We start from the raw sequence: 22,368 nt of genomic DNA, 5'->3' as shown, positions 1-22,368 counted from the left end.
CAGAAAAGGCCCGCTGTTTTTTACGCAGCGGGCCTTTGGTCTGGTTTCAGTTCAGGTGCTGCAAACGTTCAGAGCGTCTTACCTAGAATCAGGCGTTGACTTCCTCTTCCTTGCGCTTTGCATAGCCCTTTTTGACCACCAGAACTTCCAGTGCGATCAGAGCGGCTGCCAGTACAACGTCCACACCGATCATCACCTTTTCCCAACCGGGCATACCGGGGTTCAGGTTCTCAGGGTAGTAAGCACGGGAGTTTGCCACAGTGTACAGGATGTTCTTGCAGGCCTGACGTGCGGACACCAGAGCGGTAGCGCTGGTGGTATCGGTCAGGTGGTTGGTCTCGGTGTCGTAGTTGACCAGGCAGAAGTCGCCGCCGTTGCGGATCAGGCGGTCAGAATCCTGATAGCCGTAGACACCGTAGTAGTCGGTCAGCACCATGCCCACGAAGCCCCACTCGCCGCGCAGAACGTCGTTCAGCAGGGCAGAGCAGTTACCGGCGTAGGTGTTGCCGATGTAGTTGAAGGAGGACATAACGGCATGGCAGTCAGCTGCCTTGATGCACTGCTCGAAGGGCTTGAGGTAGATCTCGCGGATGGCCTGCTCGTTGGACCAGGTGCAGAGCATACCGCAGCGGTTGGTCTCCTGATCGTTCAGAGCAAAGTGCTTCATGAAGGCGTAGACGCCCTGCTCCTGAGAGCCCATGATGGCATTGGCAGCCATTGCGCCGGACAGCACGCCGTCCTCAGAGTAGTACTCGAAGTTACGGCCTGCGAAAGCGGAGCGGTGGATGTTCATAGCCGGTGCGTACCAGCCGGAAACGTCCATGTCGTCCGCCATCTTGCCGATGGAGGTGCCGAAGTCATGTGCCAGATCGGTGTTCCAGGTAGCTGCGATCATCACAGCGGAGGGGAAGCCGATGGAGCCCTGCTTAGTAAAGTTGTTGTTGATGGAGGCGGGGCCGTCGCAGTCGATGGCCTGCACCTTGCCGATGGAATCCACTGCCACGGACTGATAGCCGCCCAGAGCAATGAGCTTGTCCATATCGGCAACGGTCAGCTGATCGAGGAAGGCATCCCACTGGGCGTCGTTGTAATCCACGCCCACCATGTCCTTCAGCTTCAGGCCGTTCTTGGCACCGGTGGTGGGAGCCACGTCGTCGGCGTTGTTGAAGTCCTCGGGGTTCCAGTTGGAGTTGTTGTAGAAGGTTGCCTTAGCCTCTGCCGGCAGTTCGAAGTCTGCGGGAGCAGCGGTAGCCTCGGCGTAGTTGGCAAAGCCGTCGGCGCGGGACAGGTAGGTCACATTGCCCTCGGCAAAGTCGAACTTGTTGTCAGCCACCTCCACATCGCTCTCACGCTTGTTGGAAGCGTCGTAGACGATGTCGGAAGCCACATTGTAGACCTTGGAATCCAGAACGGTGTGGGAATCGGCGTTGATGCTGATGACGTAATCGCCCTTTTCCAGCACATAGCAGCCCTTGCCGTAGGTGTCGTAGGAGGCCATATCCTCGGCCTTGAAGGTAACGGTGACGTTCTCGGAAGCGCCGGGAGCCAGCTCAGAGGTCTTGGCAAAGCCGATCAGGTTTGCAGAAGCCTTCTCAATGCCGCCGTTGGTGTACGGAGGATTATAGTAGACCTCCACGACCTCCTTACCGGAGGCAGAACCGGTGTTGGTGACGGTGACATCCACGGTGATGGTGCCGTCCGCCTCGGTAACGCTGTTCAGGGTCTGGGTGAAGGTGGTGTAGCTCAGGCCGCGGCCGAAGGGATACACCACAGTCTTGTCGTAGTCGATGAGGCCCTCGGCGGCAGCAGTTTCGTAGAACTTGTAGCCGACATAGATGCCCTCAACATAGTTGACAAAGGCGGGGATGGTATCAGCACCAAAGGAATTGGCCTTGAACTCGTCCATGTTGGTGTAGTTGAAGTTGCCAAAGTTGTTCGCGGTGGGGGTCTGGGTCAGGTCGTACACAAAGGTATCAATGGTACGGCCGGAGGGGTTCACATCGCCGCAGAGGATGGAGCCCAGAGCGTTGAAGCCGCTCTGACCGGTGCCTGCGCACCAGACAACGCTCTTGATCTGGCTGTAATCCTTGACCCAGCCCAGCTCCATAGCGTTGGCGCCGTTGTAGACCACAACGACCTTATCAAAGTTCTTGCAGACCAGATCGATCATGTCCTTCTCGGTCTTGGACAGCTGCAGGTAGTGGTCGCCGGGCTCAAAATCGTTGTAGCTGTGGCCTGCGTCGTAGGTGACCTGAGACACATCGGTGGGCAGGTCAGCACCCTCGCCGCCCACGCGGGTGATGACTACCATGGCGGTATCAGAGAAAGCCTTGGCGTTGTTCATCATCTCGTCGGTGTACTGTGCGGCCTCCGGCTCCGGCAGGGTCCAGTCCTGAGAGAACATGCCCACCACCGGGCGGTCTGCACGGTAGGCGGTGTAGAAGTCGGAGAGCTCGGTGTTCAGCTCAAAGCCGGCATTCTTCAGGCCCTCCAGCAGGGTGACGGTGGGATAAGCATCGGACAGTGCACCGGAACCGGTGCCGCCGTAGCAGGGGTTGGTGGAAGCCCAGCCAAAGACGTTCAGCTTGCTGTTCTTTGCCATGGGCAGGGTGCCGTCGTTATCCAGCAGGACGATGCCCTCATCGGCAATGTCCTCGCACAGCTGGGTAGCGGATGCCACGTTCTCCTCGCTGACCTTGCCGCCGCCGGTGGCAAGGGTGACCATGGAGTACATGGGGCCGGTCAGGATCAGGTTCACGGTGATAGCCAGCGCCAGCACCATGCCCAGACCCGCCTGCCAGCGGATCAGATACTTTTTGGACTTGCTCTGCTTACGGCAGGCGATCATGACTGCGATCAGCAGAACTGCTACGACACCAAAGCCGATCAACTGCGATTTGATCGAGTTGAGAACCTTGATGACGTCATCCATATTGATGGACAACATAGTTTTCTCCTCCTTGTTTTGTCGAATCGGACAAAGGCAGAGGACGCCCCTGCCAGCTTGGCTATATGATACCAGAAGCTGACGAGGAATTTTCAATTTGTTCATAATCTGTCGTTTTGAACGCATAATTTGCAAAAGTTACAATAAGGTTTCAAATTTTATTGTGCTAATACACAAATATCGCCCCGTTGCATTTGTGCACCCTGCCAGACAACAAAAAACGGCAGGGGATACCTGCCGTAAAAATTCATTTGTTTTTTGACAGCGGAAATAAGATCCGCAGGATGCACCAGTTGTTTTCCCAGTGCAGCGTCATGCTGCCGCCGTGCTGCCCGACGGTGGTGCGGACGCTTTTCAGGTCCGACCCCTGCTGCGGCAGGCCGTCCGCATCCAGTGCGGGGGCGGCCTCTGTATAGTGCTCGAACCGCAGCATGGCAAAACCGCCCTGACTGTAAACCGCCACCTTGACCAGCCGCTTTTCGGGGTCCGGCTCGGCGCGGACGGCGGCAATGGCGTTGTCCAGCGCCACGCCCACGATGGTGCACAGCTCCCGGATGGTGAGAAAGCCCAGCATTCTGCCGTCCGCTACGCTGGTGATGGTAATGTTCTCCTGCTGACACTCCATGGTCTTGGCGGTAAGGATGGTGTCCAGCACCGGGTTGCCGGTCTTGTTCTCGGCCTCGTACTGGCGGATGTTCTGCTCCATGGCGGCAATGGCGGCGTTCTGCTTGGTCTGGTCCTGCTCCTCCCGGATGCGGGCAAGCTGGACTTTCAGTTCATGGTACCGCCGGTTGATGAGGTTGATGCCCTCCTTGCTGCGCTTGTACTGCTCGTACTGGCGGTGCAGCACCTCGTCCATGGCGGTAAGCTCGCTGTGCAAAGCGTTTTCCCGCAGCTGCTCGTGCTGCACGGTCAGGATCAACACGCCGGAAAAATCCACCAGTGTGCGGATGGAAAAGATGCTCATGTTGATATCGCTGCCCGGCAGAAAGCCCAGATTGCTCACCGCAAAGGCGGTCAGCGCCAACATGACCGCCGTCAGGGCAGCGCTGCCGCTGATCTGCAGATGCCCGGCAGGCTGGGGTCTGATGTGCAGCCAATAGCTCATCCCCCCGAACAGCGCCCCGTACACCAGCGCCAGCAGCAGCAAAGACAGCGGCTCCCACGGGCTGCGGGCGGGCCAGAGGGCGCAGTGCAGCTGCCATTCCACGCTGGCGGCAAGTTCTGCCAGAATGAACGCCCGGGCGCAGTGATACCCGGCTTCCAGCAGGGTGATGCTCCACACACCCCATAGATATAGGTAGGAAAACCCGATGGCCGCCGCCATGCAGGGGATCCAGAGCCCGCCGGGCACGTTGCCCGTCAGCCCCAGAAAGGCCGACAGCACCGCCGCCCACAGCAGGGTGACACCCACGGTAACTGCCTTGGAAAAGCGGGGTGCAAGCGCCGGTGTGACCAGCAGCACCGCCAGACACTCGGCAAGGGCGGTGTACAGCCGGGGGATATCCGGCAGCGCGGTCATGAGCCCTCACCTCCGATGTAATCGGTCAGTGCGGCAAGAAAGGCCTTGCGCTTGGGGCGGCTGACCTGCAGCTCGCAGGGGCCCACCTGTACGGTGCTCTGCCGCAGCTCCCGCACCTGTGCCAGATTGACAAGATAGCCGCTGTTGCATCGGGCAAAGGGGCAGTCTGCCAGCTTTTCCTCAAAGGCCTTGAGGGCACCGGGGGCAGAAAAATCGCCCTCATCGGTGTAAAAGTGCACCCGATGCCCCTCGCTTTCCAAATAATAAATGCTTGCAGTGTCCAGCCGCCGCAGCCCGCCCTCCACCGGCACGGTCAGGTAGCGCTTTGCCCGCTTTTCCAGCCGGGTAACGGCCTTGAGCAGCTGCTGCGAAAAGGCAAAGTAGGGCACCGGCTTCAGCACATAGTCCAGCGCTCCCACCGAGTAGCCCCGGATGGCATACTGCGCCATGTTGGTGATGAAGATCAGGATGACATCTGCATCCATCTGCCGGATGCGCTCTGCCGTGGCCATGCCGTCCAGATGCTTCATCTCCACATCCAGAAAAATAATATCGTAGACCGCGCGGTAATCCTCCAGAATGTCCACGCCGTCCGCAAAGACCGTTACCTCAAACTCTGTCCCGTACTGCCGGGTATACCGCCGGACATACTCCTGCAATACTCCCTGTACCTCCGCGTCATCCTCTACGATCGCCACCCGGATCATGACCGCACCTCCCTTACCACACCTTTGTGGAACTGTTACGGCTCTATTATAGCGCAATCACGCCGGGTTTGCCAAGGGGCACTCCGCAACAAAGGGCAGGGCAGCCCACAGGCTGCCCTGCCCTTTGTATTGAAGTTTCTTTCGGTTACGCCCAGTTCATCCGGCCGTAGCGGGTGGTCAGCTGGCAGATCTCTTTTTGGAGCTTCTTGGTCAGCTGGGTCTTTTTCAGCCGCCAGCGCCAGTTCTGCCCTACGGTGGAGGGCTTATTGATGCGGGCAGCGTTGTCCAGCCCCAGCCAGTCCTGCATAGGGATGATGCACTTTGCCGCTGCGCTGCGCAGGATCAGTGCGATCATGCTTTTATAAAGCTGCTCGTCCGGGGTGGCGTAGTCGTACAGGTAATCCCGCACCATGGCGCGCTCGGCGTCCGAGATGGTCTGGTACCAGGAGACCAGTGTCTCGTTGTCGTGGGTGCCGGTATACGCCACGCTGTTCACCGGGTAGTTGTGGGGCAGATAGTCGCTGGCGCTGCCAGTATCGCGGGAGTCAAAGGCAAATTCCAGCACCTTCATGCCGGGGAAACCGCTGTCCCGCACCAGCTGCCGCACGGTGTCGCTCATGTAGCCGAGATCCTCTGCGATGATCTCCCGCTTGCCCAGTGCCTGCTCCACCGCGCGGAACAGCTCGATGCCGGGGCCTTTTTCCCAGTGGCCATCCACGGCGGTCTCGCTGCCGTAGGGGATGGAGAAATACTCGTCGAAGCCGCGGAAGTGGTCGATGCGCACCACATCGTACAGCTCGAAGCAGTACCACAGCCGGGTGATCCACCACTGATAGCCGGTCGCGCGGTGTGCTTCCCAGCGATAAAGCGGGTTGCCCCAGAGCTGACCGGTGGGGGAGAAGCCATCCGGGGGAACGCCCGCCACTGCCGTGGGAACGTTGTCCTTGTCCAGCTGGAACAGGCCCGGGTTTGCCCAAGCGTCCGCAGAATCCAGCGCCACATAGATGGGGATATCACCGATGATCTGGATGCCCTTGCTGTTGGCGTAGGCTTTCAGTTTGCGCCACTGCTCCTCGAACTTGAACTGAAGATACTTGTGGTACTCCACCTCAAAGTACAGCTCCCGGCGGTAGTAGTCCATGGCGGGCTGCCAGCGCAGACGGATATCCTCTGCCCACTCGATCCACGGCTTGCCCTCAAAGCGGTCCTTTACCGCCATGAACAGGGCAAAATCGTCCAGCCACCACTTGTTTTTCTCGCAGAATGCCGCAAATGCTTCGTTGTGGCCGATGTCGCTGCGGGAGTACGCCAGCCGCAGCAGGCGGCCGCGCTCGGTATACAGGCGGCTGTAATCAATGTCGTCTGCCTTGCGGCCGAAGTTTGCCTTTTTGCACTCGGCGGCGGTCAGCACCCCTTCCTCCACCAGTGCGTCCAGACTGATGAAATAGGGGTTGCCCGCAAAGGCGGAAAAGCTCTGGTACGGGCTGTCGCCGTAGCTGGTCACACCCAGCGGTAAAATCTGCCAATAGGTCTGCCTGGCTTCCTTGAGCCAATCCACAAAGTCGTATGCTTCCTGCGAAAAGCAGCCGATGCCGTAAGGGGACGGCAGACTGCTGATGGGCAGCAAAATGCCTGCGCTTCTCTGCATCTTCTTTTACCTTCCTTTATAACTCGATCATAACACCGGCATGGTCAGACACCTGCGGCTCCTGCAGGCCGCCAAACACCACCCGGCTGCTCTTTACAGCCACCGCCTTGGAGCACCAGATCTGGTCGATGCGCTTTTTGGCCGCTGCATCCGGGGCATCCCGCCAGCCATCAATGGCTTCCACCACCGTGTAGCCTGCGTCCCGCTGCTGCGCCAAGCAGTAGGTATCCTGCCAGCCGCTGCGCCGGACAAGGTCGTAGCCCTCGCCCCGCACATCGGCTTCACTGTTGAAGTCGCCCAGCAGAAAGGCGGTCTTTTTTGCGCCCGCCGCCTTTGAAAGCTTTTCCCACTGGGGAGCGAAAGGTTCTACTTCGTCCTTCCACCAGCCCAGATGCACCGTATAATACCAGACGTCTCCTGCACAGACGCCCAGCGTGCGGCGGGTCTTCCAGTTGTTGTAATCGCTAGACTGGCTCAGTAGCAGGTTCTCGGCGGCGGTGATGGGTGCACGGCTGAACACCGCCATGCCCTCATCGTATTTGTCGTAGCCTATCTTTGCCGGGAGCCAGCTCCAATAATAGTGCACACCCCGTGCTTCCAGCATTTTTGCCACGGCTGCGGCGTGGTTGTCCGCTTTCAGCAGCACCATATTGCCGGGGCAGGGGTAGTACCCCGCCGGAGCCTCTGCCAGCAGCGGCGCAGCGGCGGTCTGGTTCACCTCCTGCAGGGCGAACACCTCCGGCTGCTCCTTTGCGATGAAGTCTACAAAAATCTCCCGCTTTGCCTCATACTCCGGGATGATAAGGCTGTGGGTATTCAATGTCAGCAGTTTCATAGTTTTTTACAGAATATCGTTGATGTCAGATTTCAAAACGTCTGCCTTGGGGCCGTACACGGCCTGAATGCCATCGCCCTTCACCAGCAGGCTCAGAGCACCCTCGGCCTTCCATGCGGCAAGGTCGGCCACCTTGGCGGGGTCCTTCACGGTAACGCGCAGACGGGTCATGCAGGCGTCCACCAGCACGATGTTCTCCCGGCCGCCCAGCAGGGCGATAATGCGCTCGGCCTGACCGTTATCAGCCTTTTTGTCGGCCTTCTTCTCGGTCTTTGCGGCGGCGGCAGAATCGTCCGCGTTGTCATCGGTGTAGTTGCCCAGACGACCCGGCGTTGCCAGCTGAAGCTTGCCGATCATAAAGTAGGCCACGAAGTAGCCGATAACAAAGAACGCGATCACGCAAATCACAAAGTTGATGATATCGCCGCCCAGACCCGCCTGCAGGGACATGGGGATGCGGGTGATGAACTCCAGATTGCCGAAGGAGTGCAGACGCAGATGGATGATGCCCGCCATGGCGAAGGCGCAGCCCTGCAGCAGTGCGTACACGATGTACAGCGGCATAGCGCAGAACATGAACATGAATTCCAGCGGCTCGGTGACGCCGGTCAGGAACACTGCCAGCGCGGTGGAGATGAACATGGACTTATAGTTTGCGCGCTTGTCGGCATCCACCCGACGGAACATAGCCAGTGCAATGCCCAGCAGCAGACCGGTGGCACCGATCATCTGGCCCACCTTGAAGCGGGCGGGGGTGACAGTAGCCAGCAGGTTGTTGTAAGCGGCCATATCGCCGGCCTTTTTGAAGTTGATGAGGTCGTTTGCCCATGCCAGCCACAGCGGGTCCTGACCAAACACCTGACTGCCTGCGTTGACGCCGGTAGCGATGGTGTAGGTGCCGCCGAAGGAGGTGTAGTTCATGGGGATGGTCAGCATGTGGTGCAGGCCGAAGGGCAGCAGCAGACGCTCCAGCGTACCATAGATGAACGGAGCCAGAATGGGAGAAGTCTCGGAAGAGTTGGCGATCCAGATGCCAAAGTTGTTAATGCCGGTCTGCACCACAGGCCAGAACAGCGCCAGCACCAGCGAGATGACCACCGAGTAGGCAATGACCACCATGGGCACGAAGCGCTTGCCGTTGAAGAAGGCCAGCGCATCCGGCAGCTTGCGGAAGTTGTAGTATTTATTGTAAGCCACGCCGCCAACAAAACCGGCGATGATACCCACGAACACACCCATGTTCAGCGCCGGTGCGCCCAGCACAGAGGTGAAGTAGCCGTTGACGGCGATCTCCTGCCCGAACAGGGTGTGGGTCACGGCGTTGGGGTCTGCCAGCATGGCGCTGGTGACGCCGAAGATGTTGCCGGTGATGACGTTGATGAGGGCGAACGCCAGCACGGCGGCAAAGGCACCGCCCGCACGCTCCTTTGCCCAGCTGCCGCCGATGGCAACGGCGAACAGGATGTGCAGGTTATTGATGACCGCCCAGCCGATATTCTCCATCGTGGTGCCGATGGTCATGACCGCTGCGATGTCGCCGCCGCCCATCTGCACCAGCTTGCCCAGACTGATCATCAGACCGGCAGCCGGCATGACGGCGATGACCGTCATCAGCACCTTGCCCAGCTTCTGTAAGAAGTCGAAGTTGATGAGCCCCTTTTTGCCCGGGGCCGCTTTTGTTGTTGCCATGATGTTCCTCCTTGTTCCTTTTTGCATCGTTTTGTGCAAACGTTGCGTTGCTTTTGCACTACTTTACGCAACAAGAATAATCCAACTCCGCAGTTTTTACAAGAGTTTTTTGGAGCGAAAATAATTTTTCTGTGTTTCGCACAAGCGAATGCACGCTTATTTGTGGAAATTGTCGAAGGTACGCAAGCTCAGTGTTGCACAGTTTACGCAATCCCGTGCGCAAACATTGACATTGCGTGCAAACGGCTTTACAATAGAACCACTATATCAGGGAGGAACAGACAATGGCAGTTACCATCAAAGATGTCGCAGCGGCAGCGGGGGTCTCGCCCTCCACGGTGTCCCGCACCTGCAAGGACAGCCCTTCCATCAGCCGGGAGACCAAGGAGCGGGTGCGCCGCATCATGGCACAGCTGGGCTACGAGCCGAATTTTGAGGCCGAACCGGTGGAGGCTTTTTCCAAGACCATCGGCATCATTCTGCCCTCCTCCCAGCGGGACGTCTACGAAAACGCCTTTCATCTGGAGATCATCCGCGGCATCGGGCAGTTCTGCAACCAGCGGCGGTATGTGAACACGGTCATCACCGGGCAGGACGATGCCGAGGTGCTGGACGCCATCCAGAGCATGGTGGCCAACGCACAGGCGGACGGCTTTATCCTGCTCTATTCCAAAAAGGACTGTCCGGTGGCGGCGTATCTGCGCAATGAAGGGCTGCTCCATGTCATTGTAGGCAAGGCGGCGCAGTCCGCGAACCAGACCATCTACATCGACAACGACAATGCCCTTGCCGGAGAGGAAGCCACCGATTACCTTTATGAGATGGGCCACCGCCGTATTGCGTATTTCGGGGTCAGCAACGCTATGCTGTTTTCCGCAGAGCGCAAGCGGGGCTATCAGATGTCCCTGCTCAAGCACGGCATCACCCCGCGCGAAGAGGACTGTGTGGAGGTCAACACCCTGAACGATGCCTACGAGGGGGCGTTGAAAGCTCTGCTCACCGCCCCGAATCACCCCACCGCCATGCTGGTCAGCGATGACATCCTTGCCGTGGTGCTGGAACAGTTCTGCGGCAAGCTGGGACTGCGCGTCCCGAAAGATTTGTCCATCGTATCCTTCAATAACTCGCTGTTCTCCCGCATCACCAGCCCGCAGCTGACCACCGTGGACGTCAACCCCTACCAGCTGGGCATGGAAGCCGCCAGCCAGACCATCAACCACATTGAGAACCCGAACCTTCTGGCAACAAAGATCATCGTGCCGCACAAGCTCATCCCGCGGGAGAGCTGCTGCCCGCCGCCGGAGGTCTGATCAAATATCCTCTTTTTCAGAGAAACCAAAGAGCCAAACCTTTTCCCGATTGGGGAAAGGCTCGGCTCTTCCGTCACAAAAAGACAACTTCCTGTCACAAAACCACTTTGGGAAAAGCGGCTGTCCATGGTAGAATAAAGAAAATACCATAATAAGGAGTTTTCTTTATGGCAGCTACTTCTCAAAAGCGCTCCGGCACCACCGACCTTACCGTGGGCAAGCCGCTGTTCCAGATCCTGCGGTTCGCCTTGCCGCTGGTGCTGGGCACCTTGTTCCAGCAGTTGTACAGCTTTGCGGACACCGTCATCGTAGGGCGGTGTCTGGGCACCGACGCGCTGGGCGCGGTGGGCACCACCTACTCCCTCAACTTTCTCATTCTGGGCTTTGTGCAGGGTGCCTGCGTGGGCTTTGGCATCCCGGCGGCAGAGACCTTTGGCGCAAAGGATAAGGACGGACTGCAAAAATACCTGCTGAACGGCGCACTGCTCTGTCTGGTACTGAGCGTGGTGTTCACCGTGTTTACCACCCTGATGGCAGGGCCGCTGCTCCGGCTCATCCATACGCCGGAGGAGCTGTACGCCGATGCCGTGCTCTACATCCGGCTCATTTTTCTGGGCATCCCGGCTACGGTGCTGTACAACTACGCCTCCAGCGTGCTGCGGGCACTGGGGGATTCCCGGCACCCCTTTTACTTCCTGCTGGTCGCCAGCGTGGTGAACATTCTGCTGGACTACCTCTTCATCGTGCCGCTGGGCATGGGGGTGGACGGTGCTGCCATTGCCACCGTGCTCAGCCAGCTGCTCAGCGGCGGGCTGTGCGCCTACTGGTTCTTTACCCGCACGGCAAAGCTGGAGGAGCTTTCCTTCCGGCAGCCGCGCACCCTGCTTTCGGCAGGGCACTGCAAGCGGCTGGCCTATATCGGCCTGCCCATGGGGTTTGAATACTCGGTCTCTGCCATCGGCGCAGTCATCATGCAGGACGCCATCAACCTGCTGGGCAGCACCGCTGTGGCAGCCCAGACAGCAGGCGAAAAGATCCGTCAGATGTTCACCCTGCCCATGGAGAGCGTAGGCATGGCCATGGCTACCTATGTGGGGCAAAACCACGGCGCCCGCCGCACCGACCGCATCCGGCAGGGCATCAAGGACGGCTGCATGGTGCAGCTGCTCTACTGCGCCGTGGCATGGGGCGTGATCTTTTTTATCAAGCCCTACGCGGTGGGGCTTGTGCTGGGCGATGCCGACCCCGCCGTCACAGCAGGTGCTATCCAGTACCTCAGCGTCATGAGTATGCTGTTTTGCTTCCACGGCCTGCTGATGATCTTCCGCAACACGTTGCAGGGGCTTGGTTACAGCGTGCTGGCCATCGTTTCCGGCGTGGGCGAGCTCATCGGCCGCAGCCTTGGCGGCGTGCTGGCGGTAAAGACCGGCCTTGGGTATCTGGGCATCTGCCTTTCCAACCCCTTTGCTTGGGGCTTGGCGATGTTCTACTGCCTGTTCATGGTCTGCCGCATCCTCCGGCGGGAGACGCAGACCGAAGCCTGAAACCTATAAAAAACACGAAGACCCGTGGGGAACTCCCCACGGGCCTTTGTGTTTCTGAAGAAGAATCAAAGAAGATTGGAAATAGCTTTTTAGTCCTCTGCCATACCGATCAGGTCAAACTTTTCGGTGGAGACAGTCACCGTAAAGTCCTTCTTGGCAGGCTTTGCGAACTTGACCCAGATGGTGCGGTCAGGCAGGTTGTAGTACCAGCCGGACTCTGCGGCCTCCCAGCCGTCGCGGACGATGTACTGGGGGAGCTGCTGTCCGTCCACGCTGGCCCAGAGCGCACCCTTTTTCTTGCTGACCAGCTTCAGGGTCATGCGCTCCACAGGGGAAGCGTAGCTGCCCTCGGTGGCAAAGCGGATGTCGGTGCGGTCGCCGGCCTTGACGGTGATGGTGGTCTTGGCGTAAACACCGTTTTTGTAGTCCTCGGTGTGGCCGTCGTCATCGTACAGCACAAAGCTGGTGTCGGTCTCGGCAGCCACCAGCAGGTCGATCTGGCGCATGGTGTCCTTGAGGATGTGCTTGACGTCCTCGGTGGTTACCACAACGGCAGAGCCGCGCAGGAACATGGGGATGCTTGCCAGCGTGACCGGAACCTCGATGGTCTGGCCGCCCTCGTATGCGCGCAGATTATCGTTCATATCGTACCAAGTGCAGCCTGCGGGCAGGTAGACGGTGCGGGTAGTTGCGCCCTTTTCCACCACGTTTGCCACCAGAATGCTCTTGCCGAACATAAAGGTCAGGTTCTTGTCGGTGTAGCACTTGGGGTCCTCCGGGAACTCCAGGAACAGCGGACGCCATGCCGGCATACCGTTCTGGTTGGACTCGTACATCAGGGAGTACAAAGTGGGCATCAGACGGTAGCGCAGCTGGTAAGCTGCACGGATGTAGGGCAGGTTCTCCTCGTACATCCACGGCTGGGTGACGGTGTTGTCGTTGTTGGCGGAGTTCAGGCAGAAGCGCGGCTGGAAGATGCCGTTCTGCAGCCAGCGGAGCAGCAGCTCTGCCTCGGGTGCAGGGCCGGCAAAGCCGCCGATATCGCAGCCCATGTTGGAGCAGCCGGACAGACCCATGCCCAGAATGGTGGCAATGTTGAACTTGACGGTGCGCCAGTCGGTCAGGTTATCGCCGCCCCACACCTGTGCGTAGCGCTGGATACCGGCGTAGCCTGCGCGGTTGATGATATAGGGGCGCTCGCCGGGGTACACATCTGCCAGCGCCTGCTTGGCGGTGTAGGCCATCAGGTTGGAGTGCAGGATCTTCAGCTCTGCCATGGTGCCCTTTTTGCCCTCAAAGTCGCACTGGGCATCGCGGTCCTCCACGCCGTCCATCTCGCAGTTGTCGTTCCAGACGGTCTTGGTGCCCTTTTTGAGGATGTTCTCTTCCAGCAGCTGCTTCCATGTGTTGCGGCCATTGGGGCCGGTGAAGTCGAAGAAGCGTCCCTCGCCGCCCCACCAGCGGCCGTAGTACGGAGCCTTGCCGTCCGGGGTCTTGATAAAGACATCGTTCTTTTCAAACAGGTCGATGTAGGGGTGGTGCTTCAGGATGCCGGGCTTCAGGTTGGGGATGACATTGATGCCCCGGGCGTTCATGTTCTCAAAGAACTTTTCCGGCTCCGGGAAGCGCTTGTAGTTCCAGTTGAACACATAGCGCAGGTTGTCCTTTTCGCCGCTGGAATAGCCGGAAGCCAGCCAGAAGTTGTCGATGAGGATGCCCTCTTTTTCGTGCTTGTCGATGACCTTGTAGATCTCCTCGTCGCAGTTCTTTTCCAGCTCGGCGTAGTACATGGTGGAGGCGCAGTAGCCCAGAGACTGCTTGGTGGGCAGGGCGCTGCGGCCGGTCAGCAGGGTGTACTCGTTCAGGATCTCGGGCAGGGTCTCACCGGCCAGCAGGAACAGGTCGATGTCGCCGCCGTCGGTCTGGTAGTAGCAGTAGCGCTCCCAGTAGCCGGACAGCTCCTCGCCAAGGTCGAACACGCAGTCGTAGGAGTTGTGGTAGAACAGACCGACAGGGCGCAGGTCGTGCTCATTTACCCGGATATAGAAGGGGATGTGCTTATACATGGGGTCGCCGGTCTCGGGGTCGTGGCCGATGGCATCCTTGGGGGACATCCGCAGGCGGCGTCCCTTTTTATCCAGATGGCCGGTCTTTTCGCCAAAGCCGTAGAAGTGGTCAAATTCCCGGTCCACCTTGGAGAAGTGGCTCAGACGGCCGATCTGATCCTTCTCAAAGGCGCGCTCCCGCAGATCCTGATAGATCAGCTTGCCGGACTTATCGAACAGTTCAAAGTGGAAAGGCTTTTTGAACAGCTTCAAAGTCAGGTGTGCGGTCTCAAAGGTCAGGGTCTTATCGTCCTCAGTGCAGGGGACGTCCAGCGCGGTGATGCGGGTGCGCTCGTCCTTGAGCAGGGTGTCCATCCGGTCCTCCCACGCGGTGGTCACCAGCGTGTAGGACTCCTCCTCCATGGGAGTGCCCTTGTCGAAGTGCACCCGGATGCGGATGATATCGTCTGTCATGAAAACCAGCTTCACATCGGCGGCATCGCCGTGGATGAGGTAGCCGTTTTCGGTCTTTTCAAAGGATTCAAAACTACGCAGCAGCATAAGAGGTTCCTCCGTGCAGTGTTACATACCGATCAGGTCGAACTGTTCAAACGAAACGGTCAGCTCGTGATCCTTGGCAGGGTTGGCGTACTTGACCTCCACAGCCTTTTTGCTCTGGCTGTAATACCAGCCCTCGGCAGCGGCGTCGAACTTGCGGCGGTTGAGGAAGTGCTCGATCTTGCGGCCATCCAGCGTGACCCAGAAGGGGCTCTTTTCCTTGGCGATCATCTCCACCTTGATGGTTTCCACGGTGTCCTTGTAGCTGCCCTCGGAGGCAAAGTTCATGGTCACCCGCTCGCCTGCGGTGGTGGTGATGGTGGTCTTGCGGTACACGCCGCTCTTGAAATCGTTGGTGATGCCGTCGTCATCGTACAGGGTCGTGGTGGTGGTGCCCTTGGGTGCCACGATGAGGTGCAGGGCGGTGGTGTGGTCGCCCTCCATGGTCATCAGCTGGTTGTCTGCCATGGCGATCACTGCGCCCTCGCGGACGAACATGGGGATGGTAGCCATGGTGACCGGCACTTCGATGGTCTGGCCGCCCTCGTAGCAGCGGAACTTATCGTTCCAGTCGTACCACTTGCAGCCTGCGGGCAGGTAGACGGTGCGGGTCTTGGCGCCCTCTTCCAGAACGTTAGCCACCAGAATATCCCGGCCGAACAGGAACTCGAAGCTCTCCTCCCATGCCTTGGGGTCGTTCTGGAAGTCGTAGACCAGAGCACGCATGATGGGCGCACCGGTCTGGCTGGCCTCGTACTCAGCGCTGTAGAGATAGGGGGTAAAGCGGTAACGCAGCAGGATGGCGTCCCGGATGGTGTCCGCAGACTCCCGGAACATCCACGGCTCGGTAACGGTGTTGTCGTTGGAGGCGGAGTGGATGGAGAAGCGGGCCTGGAAGATGCCGTTCTGCACCCAGCGCACGAACAGCTCCTCGGTGGGTGCGGGACCGGCAAAGCCGCCGATGTCCGCGCCCTCGTTGGGCTGACCGGACAGACCCATGCCGGCGATGATGGGGATATTGTACTTCAGGCTCTTCCAGCTGGTATAGTTGTCGCCGCACCAGGTCTGGGCATAGCGCTGGATGCCGGCGCTGCCGCTGCGGCAGACCATGTAGGGGCGTGCCTTGGCGTTGTGCTCCACCACAGCATCGGCACCCACCTTGCACATCAGGGTGCTCATGAGGGGCTTCAGCTGGCCGATGGTGCCGCCCTTGCCGTCAAAATCGCAGGTGCAGTCCTTGTCCATCAGGCTGTCGTACTCGCAGTTGTCGTTCCAGACGGAGTCGGTGCCCACGGCAATGATGGACTCGGTGAGGTACTTTTTCCAGGCTGCACGGCCTTCGGGCTTGGTGAAGTCCCAGAATGCGCCGTCGCCGCCCCACCATTTGCCGACACCGTAGGTCTCGGGGTTCTTGCTATCCTTCACGAATACGTCATCTGCGTTGAACTCGTCGAAACGGGGGTTGCACAGCAGGACACCCGGCTTGACGTTGGGCACGTTCTGGGCGTGCTTTTCGTTCATGGCGTGGAAGTAGGCGCTGGGGTCCTTGAAGCGTTCGGTGTTCCATGTAAAGACGCAGCGCTTGTTGTTCTGGCTGGTGTAGCCGCTGGACAGGTGGAAGCCGTCGATGGGGAAGCCCTCTTCCTTGATGGTGTCGATGAAGCCCAGCACAGCGTCATCGCTGTCCTTCTCCAGCTCGGGGTAGTACATGCTGGAGCCCTGATAGCCCAGTGCACGCTTGGGCAGCAGGGCCGGACGGCCGGTCAGCAGGGTGTAGTTGTCCACGATGCGGGCAATGGTGTCGCCGCCGATCAGGAAGCAGTCCAGATCGCCGCCGTCTGCCTGAAAATAGGTGTAGCGGGGCCAGTAGTTGCTCTTTTCGCAGCCCATGTTGAACACGGACTCGTAGAAGTTGTGGTAGAACACGCCCACAGCCTTGTGGGTGTCGCGGTCCAGACGGATGTAGAAGGGGATGTGCTTATAAAGGGTATCCATCTTCTCGGCATCGTAGCCCATGGCATCGGTGGCGCGCTCCCGCTGGAAGGTCTTGTTCTTATCCAGCAGGCCGGTCTTTTCGCCAAAGCCGTAGAAGCAATCGTCCTCCTTCATCCGGCTGTAAGCCACCACGCGGTTGTTGGAATCCTTGACGAAGGGGTTGCCGGGCAGGGTGCTGTACAGCTCGGAACCGTCGGCAGCCAGCAGCTTGAAGTTGATGGGGTCTTTGTCCACCACCAGCGTCACCTTGCCGGTGGCAAAGGTGAGGGTGCTGTCATCCTCGGTGACCTGTGCGGCAAAGGGCTCCACACGGGTGCGCTCACCCTTGAACAGCTCGTCCATCCGATCCTCCCATGCGGTGGTCATCAGGACATAGGACTCTTCTGCCAGCTCGTGGTCAAAGCTTGCGCGGACGCGGACGATCTCATCGGTCACAAAGCAGACCTTGATATCAGCGTTATCAGTATGCAGCAGGAAAGCGCCGTCTTTGCGCTCCATGCCGGTAAAACGGGAGCAGATCTCCATTGTTTTTACTCCTCTCAGTTGATTCTTGATAAAAAAATGCCCCCATTCCCCCTCAGATGCAGGATATCTTCAGAGAAATGGGGGCAACGTATTCGTTGCTTTACCCGGAACAGTCAGGGCTTAGAACGTCCAGCCAAGGCTGGGCACCAGACCGCACAGGTACGGGACGCACAGCGAAATGGCAGGGATGAAGGTGACAAGGAACAGTGCCACGACCATGGCGGTGAACAGCGGCACAATGTACTTGGTAACGCCTTCGATCTTGACCTTGCCGACACCGCAGCCCACGAACAGGCAGGAACCGACCGGCGGGGTGACCGAGCCGATGCCCAGGTTCATGATAAGCATGATGCCGAACTGCACATCGCTCATGCCGATGCTGCGGGTGATGGGCAGGAAGATGGGAGTGAAGATCAGAACTGCGGGGGTCAGATCCAGGAACATACCCATGACCAGCAGGAACACGTTCATGACCAGCAGGATGACGTAGCGGTTGTTGGAAATGCTCATCAGCGCGTTGCTGATAGCGGCAGGGATGCCGGAGTAACTCATGACGTAGGACATGATGGAGGAAGCGGCGATCAGGAACAGGATGGTGGCGCTGCTCTCCATGGTGTCTGCCAGCAGATTATAGAAGCTCTTGAAGGTCATCTCCTTGTACAGGATGGACAGCAGGCCGCAGTACAGGCAAAGCACCACACCGGCCTCGGTGGCGGTGAAGAAGCCTGCCAGAATGCCGCCCATGACGATGATGACGGCCAGCAGAGAGGGCACTGCATCAATGATGATCTTGATGGCGGGGTCGGGGTCCTTGACGTCGGAGGACTTATAGCCCTTCTTGACGGCGATGAACACAGCCAGACCAGCCACGCACAGACCCATCAGGATGCCGGGCAGGTAGCCGCCCATGAACAGAGCAGCCACAGAAACACCGCCGGCGGTGATGGAGTAAAGGATCAGCGGGCCGGACGGGGGGATCAGGATGCCGGTGGGGGCAGAGCAGATGTTGACGGCTGCGGAGTAGTTGGGGTCGTAGCCCTCATCCAGCTCCAGCGGAGCCATGATGGAGCCCATGGCAGAAGTAGCTGCCACGGAGGAACCGGAAACGGCACCGAAGAACATATTGGCCAGAACGTTGGTGGCAGCCAGATAGCCGGGCATCTTGCCCACAGCCAGACGTGCCAGACGGACAAGGCGCTTTGCAATGCCGCCCTTGTTCATGATGTTGCCGCCCAGAGAGAAGAAGGGCAGCGCCAGCAGAGAGAAGGAGTCAATGCCCGAGAAGCAGCGCTGTGCGGCGGTCAGGGCAAAAATTGCGGGGTCCATGCTGAACAGTGCCGTGAAGATGGATGCAATGCCAATGCCTGCCGAGATGGGCACACCGGCCAGCAGCATGACAAAGAAGGAACCGAACAGCAGTAACGTAGCCTGTGCAACCATTATGCGTTTTCTCCTTTCTTTTCCTTACGCTCCGCGAAGAGCTGTACATACTTCAGCACGCGGGCCAGAATGATGAACACGCCGGAGATCGGCAGGATGGAATACAGGAACTTGAAGGGGATGCGCATGACCGAGGAAACGTTGGTGGCGTTTGCAGTCAGCTTCCAGCCGCCGTAAACAAAGACGTAGCCCACAAAGAACACGATGGCGGCCTCGATGAACACGCTGAGCACAACGTTGAACGCACCCTTTGCGCGGCCCTTGACCAGATCCAGTGCCAGATGCTTATCCTTGTAGAAGCAGTAGGCGGAACCGATCATGGAAGCCCAGATCAGGACATAGCGCAAAAACTCGTCCGTCACAGTGGAGGGGTTGCGCAGGATCCAGCGGGTAAAGATCTGCCAAGTGCCGCCTGCCAGCAGGGCGAACATTGCCACTGCCATGAGGAAGCGCATGACATTATCCAGAATTTTATCCAGTTTTTTCACAAGATCATCTCCTTGAACTCATTCCCTCCCGCGCAGCTGCGGGCAGCACCGTGCGCTGCCCGCAGCTTGGGAGATAAGGATGGAAAGCAATGCGTTGGCGTTTAGGCCATTGCGCGGATCTCTTCCACGACCGCGTAGGTGGTGGGGTTAGAGGTCTTGAGGTTCTCGTAGATGGGCTGCACAGCGGCCTGGAATGCGGCGATGTCCACATCCTTGACCAGCTCGACGCCGTTCTGGTTCACAGCCTTGTCCAGAACCTCGTCCTCGAACTTCTTCCAAGCGTCCTTGTACTCCTCGGTAGCAGTCTTGGCGCACTCGGACACGATGGACTTCTGCTCGTCAGAGAACTTGTTCCACACGCTGGAAGCGATGACCACCATATCGGGGATGCGGGTGTGCTCGTCGAAGCAGTAGTACTTGGTCACGTCGCCGTGGTCACGCAGTGCGGTGACGTTGTTCTCGGCACCGTCGATGACGCCCTGCTGCATACCGGTGTAGATATCGCTGTAACCCATAACGGTAGCGGAGCCGCCCAGGCAGTTCATCATGTCGATAGCCATCTGGCTGTCCATGGTGCGGATCTTCAGACCCTTCAGGTCAGCCGGGGTGCGGATGGCAGTAGCCTTGGTGTAGAAAGAACGTGCGCCGGAATCCAGCCAGGTCAGGCCGCGGAAGCCCTGATCGTCGGTGGACTCAAAGACTGCCTTTGCAGAGTCGCTGTCCATGTAGCCGTAGTAGTGTGCCTGATCGTTGAACACATAAGGCACGGAGAAGGCGTTGTACTTCTCGCTGAAGTTGCCCAGGGTGGAAGCGGAGACCTTTGCCATATCCAGTGCGCCTGCCTGGATCTGGGAGATCATGTCAGCCTCGCTGCCCAGGGTGCCGTTGGGGATGATCTGGATGTTGATGCTGCCGCCGGTCTTTTCCTTGACCTGCTCTGCAAAGCTGGTCAGCTGGATGTGCACAGCGTGATCCTCGGCCAGATTGTGGCCCAGCTTCAGGTTGAAGCTGCCGCCGGTGGCAGCAGCTGCGCCGGAACCGGCAGTGCTGCCCGAAGAACCGCCGCAAGCGGTGAGCAGGGCAGATGCACCAGCAACTGCCATGACCTGTACGAACTGTCTGCGAGTGATTTTCATAGTGTTTTTCCTTCCTTATCTTGTTTTATCGTGTCCCACGATCACAGCCAACCGGCTGTGAAACAACATAGTAGCGGTGCAGCGCTCAGGATGCGCTGCGCTGAAAGCGGTCCTTTCCCATCTGGATCAGATCTTTCAGGTTGAGCCCCCACAGGCTCTTGGAGCGCTGCCAGTCCTTGCCGGTCTCCTTGGCAAGCACCTTTGCGAACCGCTCCGGGTTTGCGGGCAGCAGGCTGCCCTTGGGGATCATCACTGCCATCTGACGGCTCTGGAAGATGTAGAAATACTGGTCATCCTCCACCAGCCGGTCGATCTTTGCAAAGGGGATGTGGGCACCGTTTTCCACGTCCACGCCGTTATCGTTGACCCGGCAGCTCACGGTGGTTTCCGCGCCGCCCCGCTGCATGATGACGCCCTCAGCCGCCACCCGGCTCAAAAAGTCCGGCATGGCGAACATGGCACAGCCCACCAGCAGGCAGAGCACCTTTATAACGGTAGGGATAGCGGTGAACAGCGCCGCCATCACCAGCACAAAGGCCGCTGCAAGCCACAGCAGATGCCGCATCCCCTCGTAGGTGTAGAACTCTGTGCGGAACATCCGGCGGATGGTCTCATCATTAAAGACCACCTTGGCTTCAAAATGATTCTTTGAGGTCTGCATGGACGGACTCCTTTCAGGCGGTCACGAAATGCGACCGGTGCATTTGTCGATAAGCACAAAAACGTTGAAACATTTTTGTGTATTTGGTCAATCTCGTCTCCTCGCACCCTTATCATACTAAAAAACACATGGATTTTCCGCAGATTTTGTGATTTAAATGTTGCAAAATGTGATATGTACTGATATACTAGGGCAAAAAAGGACGTAAAAGAATGATTCTTATTTTTTTAACAAGGAGCAGGAGCGGCTATGGGCATCGACCGGGTCACACATTATATCGATAATGTCCTTACGGAAGCGCAGGCGCGGATGGGGCTGAGCAACACCCGGCTTCTGGTCGCATGGTACACGAACCGGGAAAACAAGCAGTCTGTGGTGCACTCCCACCCGTATCACGAGTTGGTGCTCCCCATCGGCGGCAGCACGGTGCGCTACTCGGTGGACGGCAGCGTGTATCTGGTCCATGTGGGGGAGTTGATCTACTTTCCCTCTCAGGTCTACCACTCCGGCAACTTCAACATTGATGACGACCAGTCGGATCGTCTGGTCGTCCAGATCGATGACGCCCTCTGGCAGGCCACCCGTCGGCGCGTGAACCTGAAAAACACAGGCTGGCTGCAGCAGCTCACCGTGCTGGACAGCGAAGCCTGCCGCAAGTGGGATTTTGCGGGGCTTTTCGTCCGTATGGGGCAAAGTCTGGAGCTGCCGGGCTCTATCCGGGACACCGTTTTTGAGGCGCAGGTCGCTGAGATGCTGCTGCTCATCACGCAGGCCACCGGCAGCGGACAGACCGCTGCCCCCAGCAGCACCAGTGTGCTGGTCGCGCGCGCGGTGGCCTACCTGCAGGCCCATTATCAGGACCCGACCCTGACCACCGCGCAGCTGGCACAGGAACTTTACGCCAGCCGGGAGCACCTTTCCCGCGCATTCAAGGAGTGCACCATGGAGAGCATCCACAATTACCTGACCTATCTGCGGATGCAGCACTGCCGCAAGGCGCTGGAAGAGGGCGTTTCCGTCCTGAACGCCTGCACCGAGAGTGGCTTCCCGGATTACAGCAGCTTCCTGAAAACTTTCCGCCGCCTGTACGGCATCACCCCCGCCGAATACCGCACACAGCACCGGATGCAGTAGGCTTACCGCTGCGCCTGTTTTTCTTCGCGTGTATGCAGAAAAGGCCGGACCCCTTTGAATGGGTCCGGCCTTTTCCGTGCCTTGGTTGTATCTTGTGCAAAGTTACGGTAGATCTTCAGTCCCATCGGTGCCCGGATGGTGCCGAGAGGGGAGATGGAACAGTATCTTTCGCCGGGGTGTGACC

The 22,368-nt window shown here is 58.7% G+C and carries 15 protein-coding genes; 3 read left to right on the top strand and 12 right to left on the bottom strand.

The features are described from left to right. Nucleotides 1-88 precede the first annotated feature (88 nt). From MTP39_RS00810 to MTP39_RS00785, 6 genes are all read right to left on the bottom strand, one after another. Entirely contained in the window at nucleotides 89-2,947 is a 2,859-nt protein-coding gene (locus tag MTP39_RS00810; RefSeq protein ID WP_249241085.1) for a glycoside hydrolase family 3 N-terminal domain-containing protein, read from the bottom strand. Between the two features lie 247 nt (nucleotides 2,948-3,194). After that, the gene (locus tag MTP39_RS00805) at nucleotides 3,195-4,469 is read right to left on the bottom strand and encodes a GHKL domain-containing protein (protein WP_249241084.1); all 1,275 of its coding nucleotides are present in this window, start codon (nucleotides 4,467-4,469) and stop codon (nucleotides 3,195-3,197) included. After that, nucleotides 4,466-5,176 (bottom strand): LytR/AlgR family response regulator transcription factor, encoded by a 711-nt coding sequence (locus MTP39_RS00800; RefSeq protein WP_249241083.1) that lies wholly within the window; start codon nucleotides 5,174-5,176, stop codon nucleotides 4,466-4,468. The genes MTP39_RS00805 and MTP39_RS00800 overlap by 4 nt, the downstream gene beginning before the upstream one ends. A gap of 145 nt (nucleotides 5,177-5,321) precedes the next feature. After that, nucleotides 5,322-6,824 (bottom strand): 4-alpha-glucanotransferase, encoded by a 1,503-nt coding sequence (gene malQ, locus MTP39_RS00795; RefSeq protein ID WP_249241082.1) that lies wholly within the window; start codon nucleotides 6,822-6,824, stop codon nucleotides 5,322-5,324. 16 nt (nucleotides 6,825-6,840) lie between these two features. After that, nucleotides 6,841-7,659 (bottom strand): endonuclease/exonuclease/phosphatase family protein, encoded by an 819-nt coding sequence (locus tag MTP39_RS00790; protein WP_249241081.1) that lies wholly within the window; start codon nucleotides 7,657-7,659, stop codon nucleotides 6,841-6,843. A 6-nt stretch (nucleotides 7,660-7,665) separates the two neighbouring features. Beyond that, on the bottom strand, nucleotides 7,666-9,348 hold the full coding sequence (locus MTP39_RS00785; RefSeq protein ID WP_442899406.1) for a PTS transporter subunit IIBC: 1,683 nt from the start codon (nucleotides 9,346-9,348) through the stop codon (nucleotides 7,666-7,668). Between the two features lie 284 nt (nucleotides 9,349-9,632). Here MTP39_RS00785 and MTP39_RS00780 point away from each other — a divergent pair, with 284 nt between their 5' ends. After that, nucleotides 9,633-10,658: a LacI family DNA-binding transcriptional regulator gene (locus MTP39_RS00780; protein ID WP_249241079.1), complete on the top strand. Its 1,026-nt coding sequence runs from the start codon at nucleotides 9,633-9,635 to the stop codon at nucleotides 10,656-10,658. A gap of 167 nt (nucleotides 10,659-10,825) precedes the next feature. Next, a complete protein-coding gene (locus MTP39_RS00775; protein ID WP_249241078.1) occupies nucleotides 10,826-12,202 on the top strand; it encodes an MATE family efflux transporter in 1,377 nt (458 codons plus the stop codon). Nucleotides 12,203-12,291: 89 nt separating this feature from the next. Here MTP39_RS00775 and MTP39_RS00770 read toward each other — a convergent pair whose 3' ends face one another. The 6 genes from MTP39_RS00770 to MTP39_RS00745 form a co-directional block, all read right to left on the bottom strand. After that, complete coding sequence (locus tag MTP39_RS00770; protein ID WP_249241077.1) at nucleotides 12,292-14,808, bottom strand: glycoside hydrolase family 31 protein; 2,517 nt, start codon at nucleotides 14,806-14,808, stop codon at nucleotides 12,292-12,294. Nucleotides 14,809-14,829: 21 nt separating this feature from the next. After that, entirely contained in the window at nucleotides 14,830-17,325 is a 2,496-nt protein-coding gene (locus MTP39_RS00765; protein WP_249241076.1) for a glycoside hydrolase family 31 protein, read from the bottom strand. A 120-nt stretch (nucleotides 17,326-17,445) separates the two neighbouring features. Beyond that, the gene (locus MTP39_RS00760; RefSeq protein WP_249241075.1) at nucleotides 17,446-18,765 is read right to left on the bottom strand and encodes a TRAP transporter large permease; all 1,320 of its coding nucleotides are present in this window, start codon (nucleotides 18,763-18,765) and stop codon (nucleotides 17,446-17,448) included. Further along, nucleotides 18,765-19,253 carry a TRAP transporter small permease gene (locus MTP39_RS00755; RefSeq protein WP_097771428.1) on the bottom strand — a complete coding sequence of 163 codons (489 nt, stop codon included), beginning with the start codon at nucleotides 19,251-19,253 and terminating at the stop codon, nucleotides 18,765-18,767. Before MTP39_RS00755 ends, MTP39_RS00760 begins: the two co-directional genes overlap by 1 nt. Nucleotides 19,254-19,354: 101 nt before the next feature. After that, a complete protein-coding gene (locus MTP39_RS00750) occupies nucleotides 19,355-20,389 on the bottom strand; it encodes a TRAP transporter substrate-binding protein (RefSeq protein WP_249241073.1) in 1,035 nt (344 codons plus the stop codon). Between the two features lie 85 nt (nucleotides 20,390-20,474). Continuing rightward, complete coding sequence (locus MTP39_RS00745) at nucleotides 20,475-21,050, bottom strand: YcxB family protein (protein ID WP_249241072.1); 576 nt, start codon at nucleotides 21,048-21,050, stop codon at nucleotides 20,475-20,477. Between the two features lie 249 nt (nucleotides 21,051-21,299). Here MTP39_RS00745 and MTP39_RS00740 point away from each other — a divergent pair, with 249 nt between their 5' ends. After that, nucleotides 21,300-22,184, top strand: coding sequence for an AraC family transcriptional regulator (locus MTP39_RS00740; RefSeq protein ID WP_249241071.1), 885 nt, complete (start codon nucleotides 21,300-21,302; stop codon nucleotides 22,182-22,184). The last annotated feature ends 184 nt before the right edge of the window (nucleotides 22,185-22,368 follow it).

The sequence above is a fragment of the Faecalibacterium sp. I3-3-33 genome (genome assembly GCF_023347295.1).
Classification (GTDB): domain Bacteria; phylum Bacillota; class Clostridia; order Oscillospirales; family Ruminococcaceae; genus Faecalibacterium.
The sequence above is the reverse complement of the archived record's forward strand: the minus strand, read 5'-3'. Positions and strand labels throughout refer to the sequence as shown.

Bases quoted from the DNA above. Each gene is read 5' to 3' on its own strand.
- MTP39_RS00745 (WP_249241072.1), bottom strand. From the start codon at position 21,050: ATGCAGACCTCAAAGAATCATTTTGAAGCCAAGGTGGTCTTTAATGAT.
- MTP39_RS00800 (WP_249241083.1), bottom strand. From the start codon at position 5,176: ATGATCCGGGTGGCGATCGTAGAGGATGACGCGGAGGTACAGGGAGTA.
- MTP39_RS00740 (WP_249241071.1), top strand. From the start codon at position 21,300: ATGGGCATCGACCGGGTCACACATTATATCGATAATGTCCTTACGGAA.
- MTP39_RS00760 (WP_249241075.1), bottom strand. From the start codon at position 18,765: ATGGTTGCACAGGCTACGTTACTGCTGTTCGGTTCCTTCTTTGTCATG.
- MTP39_RS00790 (WP_249241081.1), bottom strand. From the start codon at position 7,659: ATGAAACTGCTGACATTGAATACCCACAGCCTTATCATCCCGGAGTAT.
- MTP39_RS00765 (WP_249241076.1), bottom strand. From the start codon at position 17,325: ATGGAGATCTGCTCCCGTTTTACCGGCATGGAGCGCAAAGACGGCGCT.
- MTP39_RS00810 (WP_249241085.1), bottom strand. From the start codon at position 2,947: ATGTTGTCCATCAATATGGATGACGTCATCAAGGTTCTCAACTCGATC.
- MTP39_RS00780 (WP_249241079.1), top strand. From the start codon at position 9,633: ATGGCAGTTACCATCAAAGATGTCGCAGCGGCAGCGGGGGTCTCGCCC.
- MTP39_RS00785 (WP_442899406.1), bottom strand. From the start codon at position 9,348: ATGGCAACAACAAAAGCGGCCCCGGGCAAAAAGGGGCTCATCAACTTC.
- MTP39_RS00775 (WP_249241078.1), top strand. From the start codon at position 10,826: ATGGCAGCTACTTCTCAAAAGCGCTCCGGCACCACCGACCTTACCGTG.
- MTP39_RS00750 (WP_249241073.1), bottom strand. From the start codon at position 20,389: ATGAAAATCACTCGCAGACAGTTCGTACAGGTCATGGCAGTTGCTGGT.
- malQ (WP_249241082.1), bottom strand. From the start codon at position 6,824: ATGCAGAGAAGCGCAGGCATTTTGCTGCCCATCAGCAGTCTGCCGTCC.
- MTP39_RS00770 (WP_249241077.1), bottom strand. From the start codon at position 14,808: ATGCTGCTGCGTAGTTTTGAATCCTTTGAAAAGACCGAAAACGGCTAC.
- MTP39_RS00805 (WP_249241084.1), bottom strand. From the start codon at position 4,469: ATGACCGCGCTGCCGGATATCCCCCGGCTGTACACCGCCCTTGCCGAG.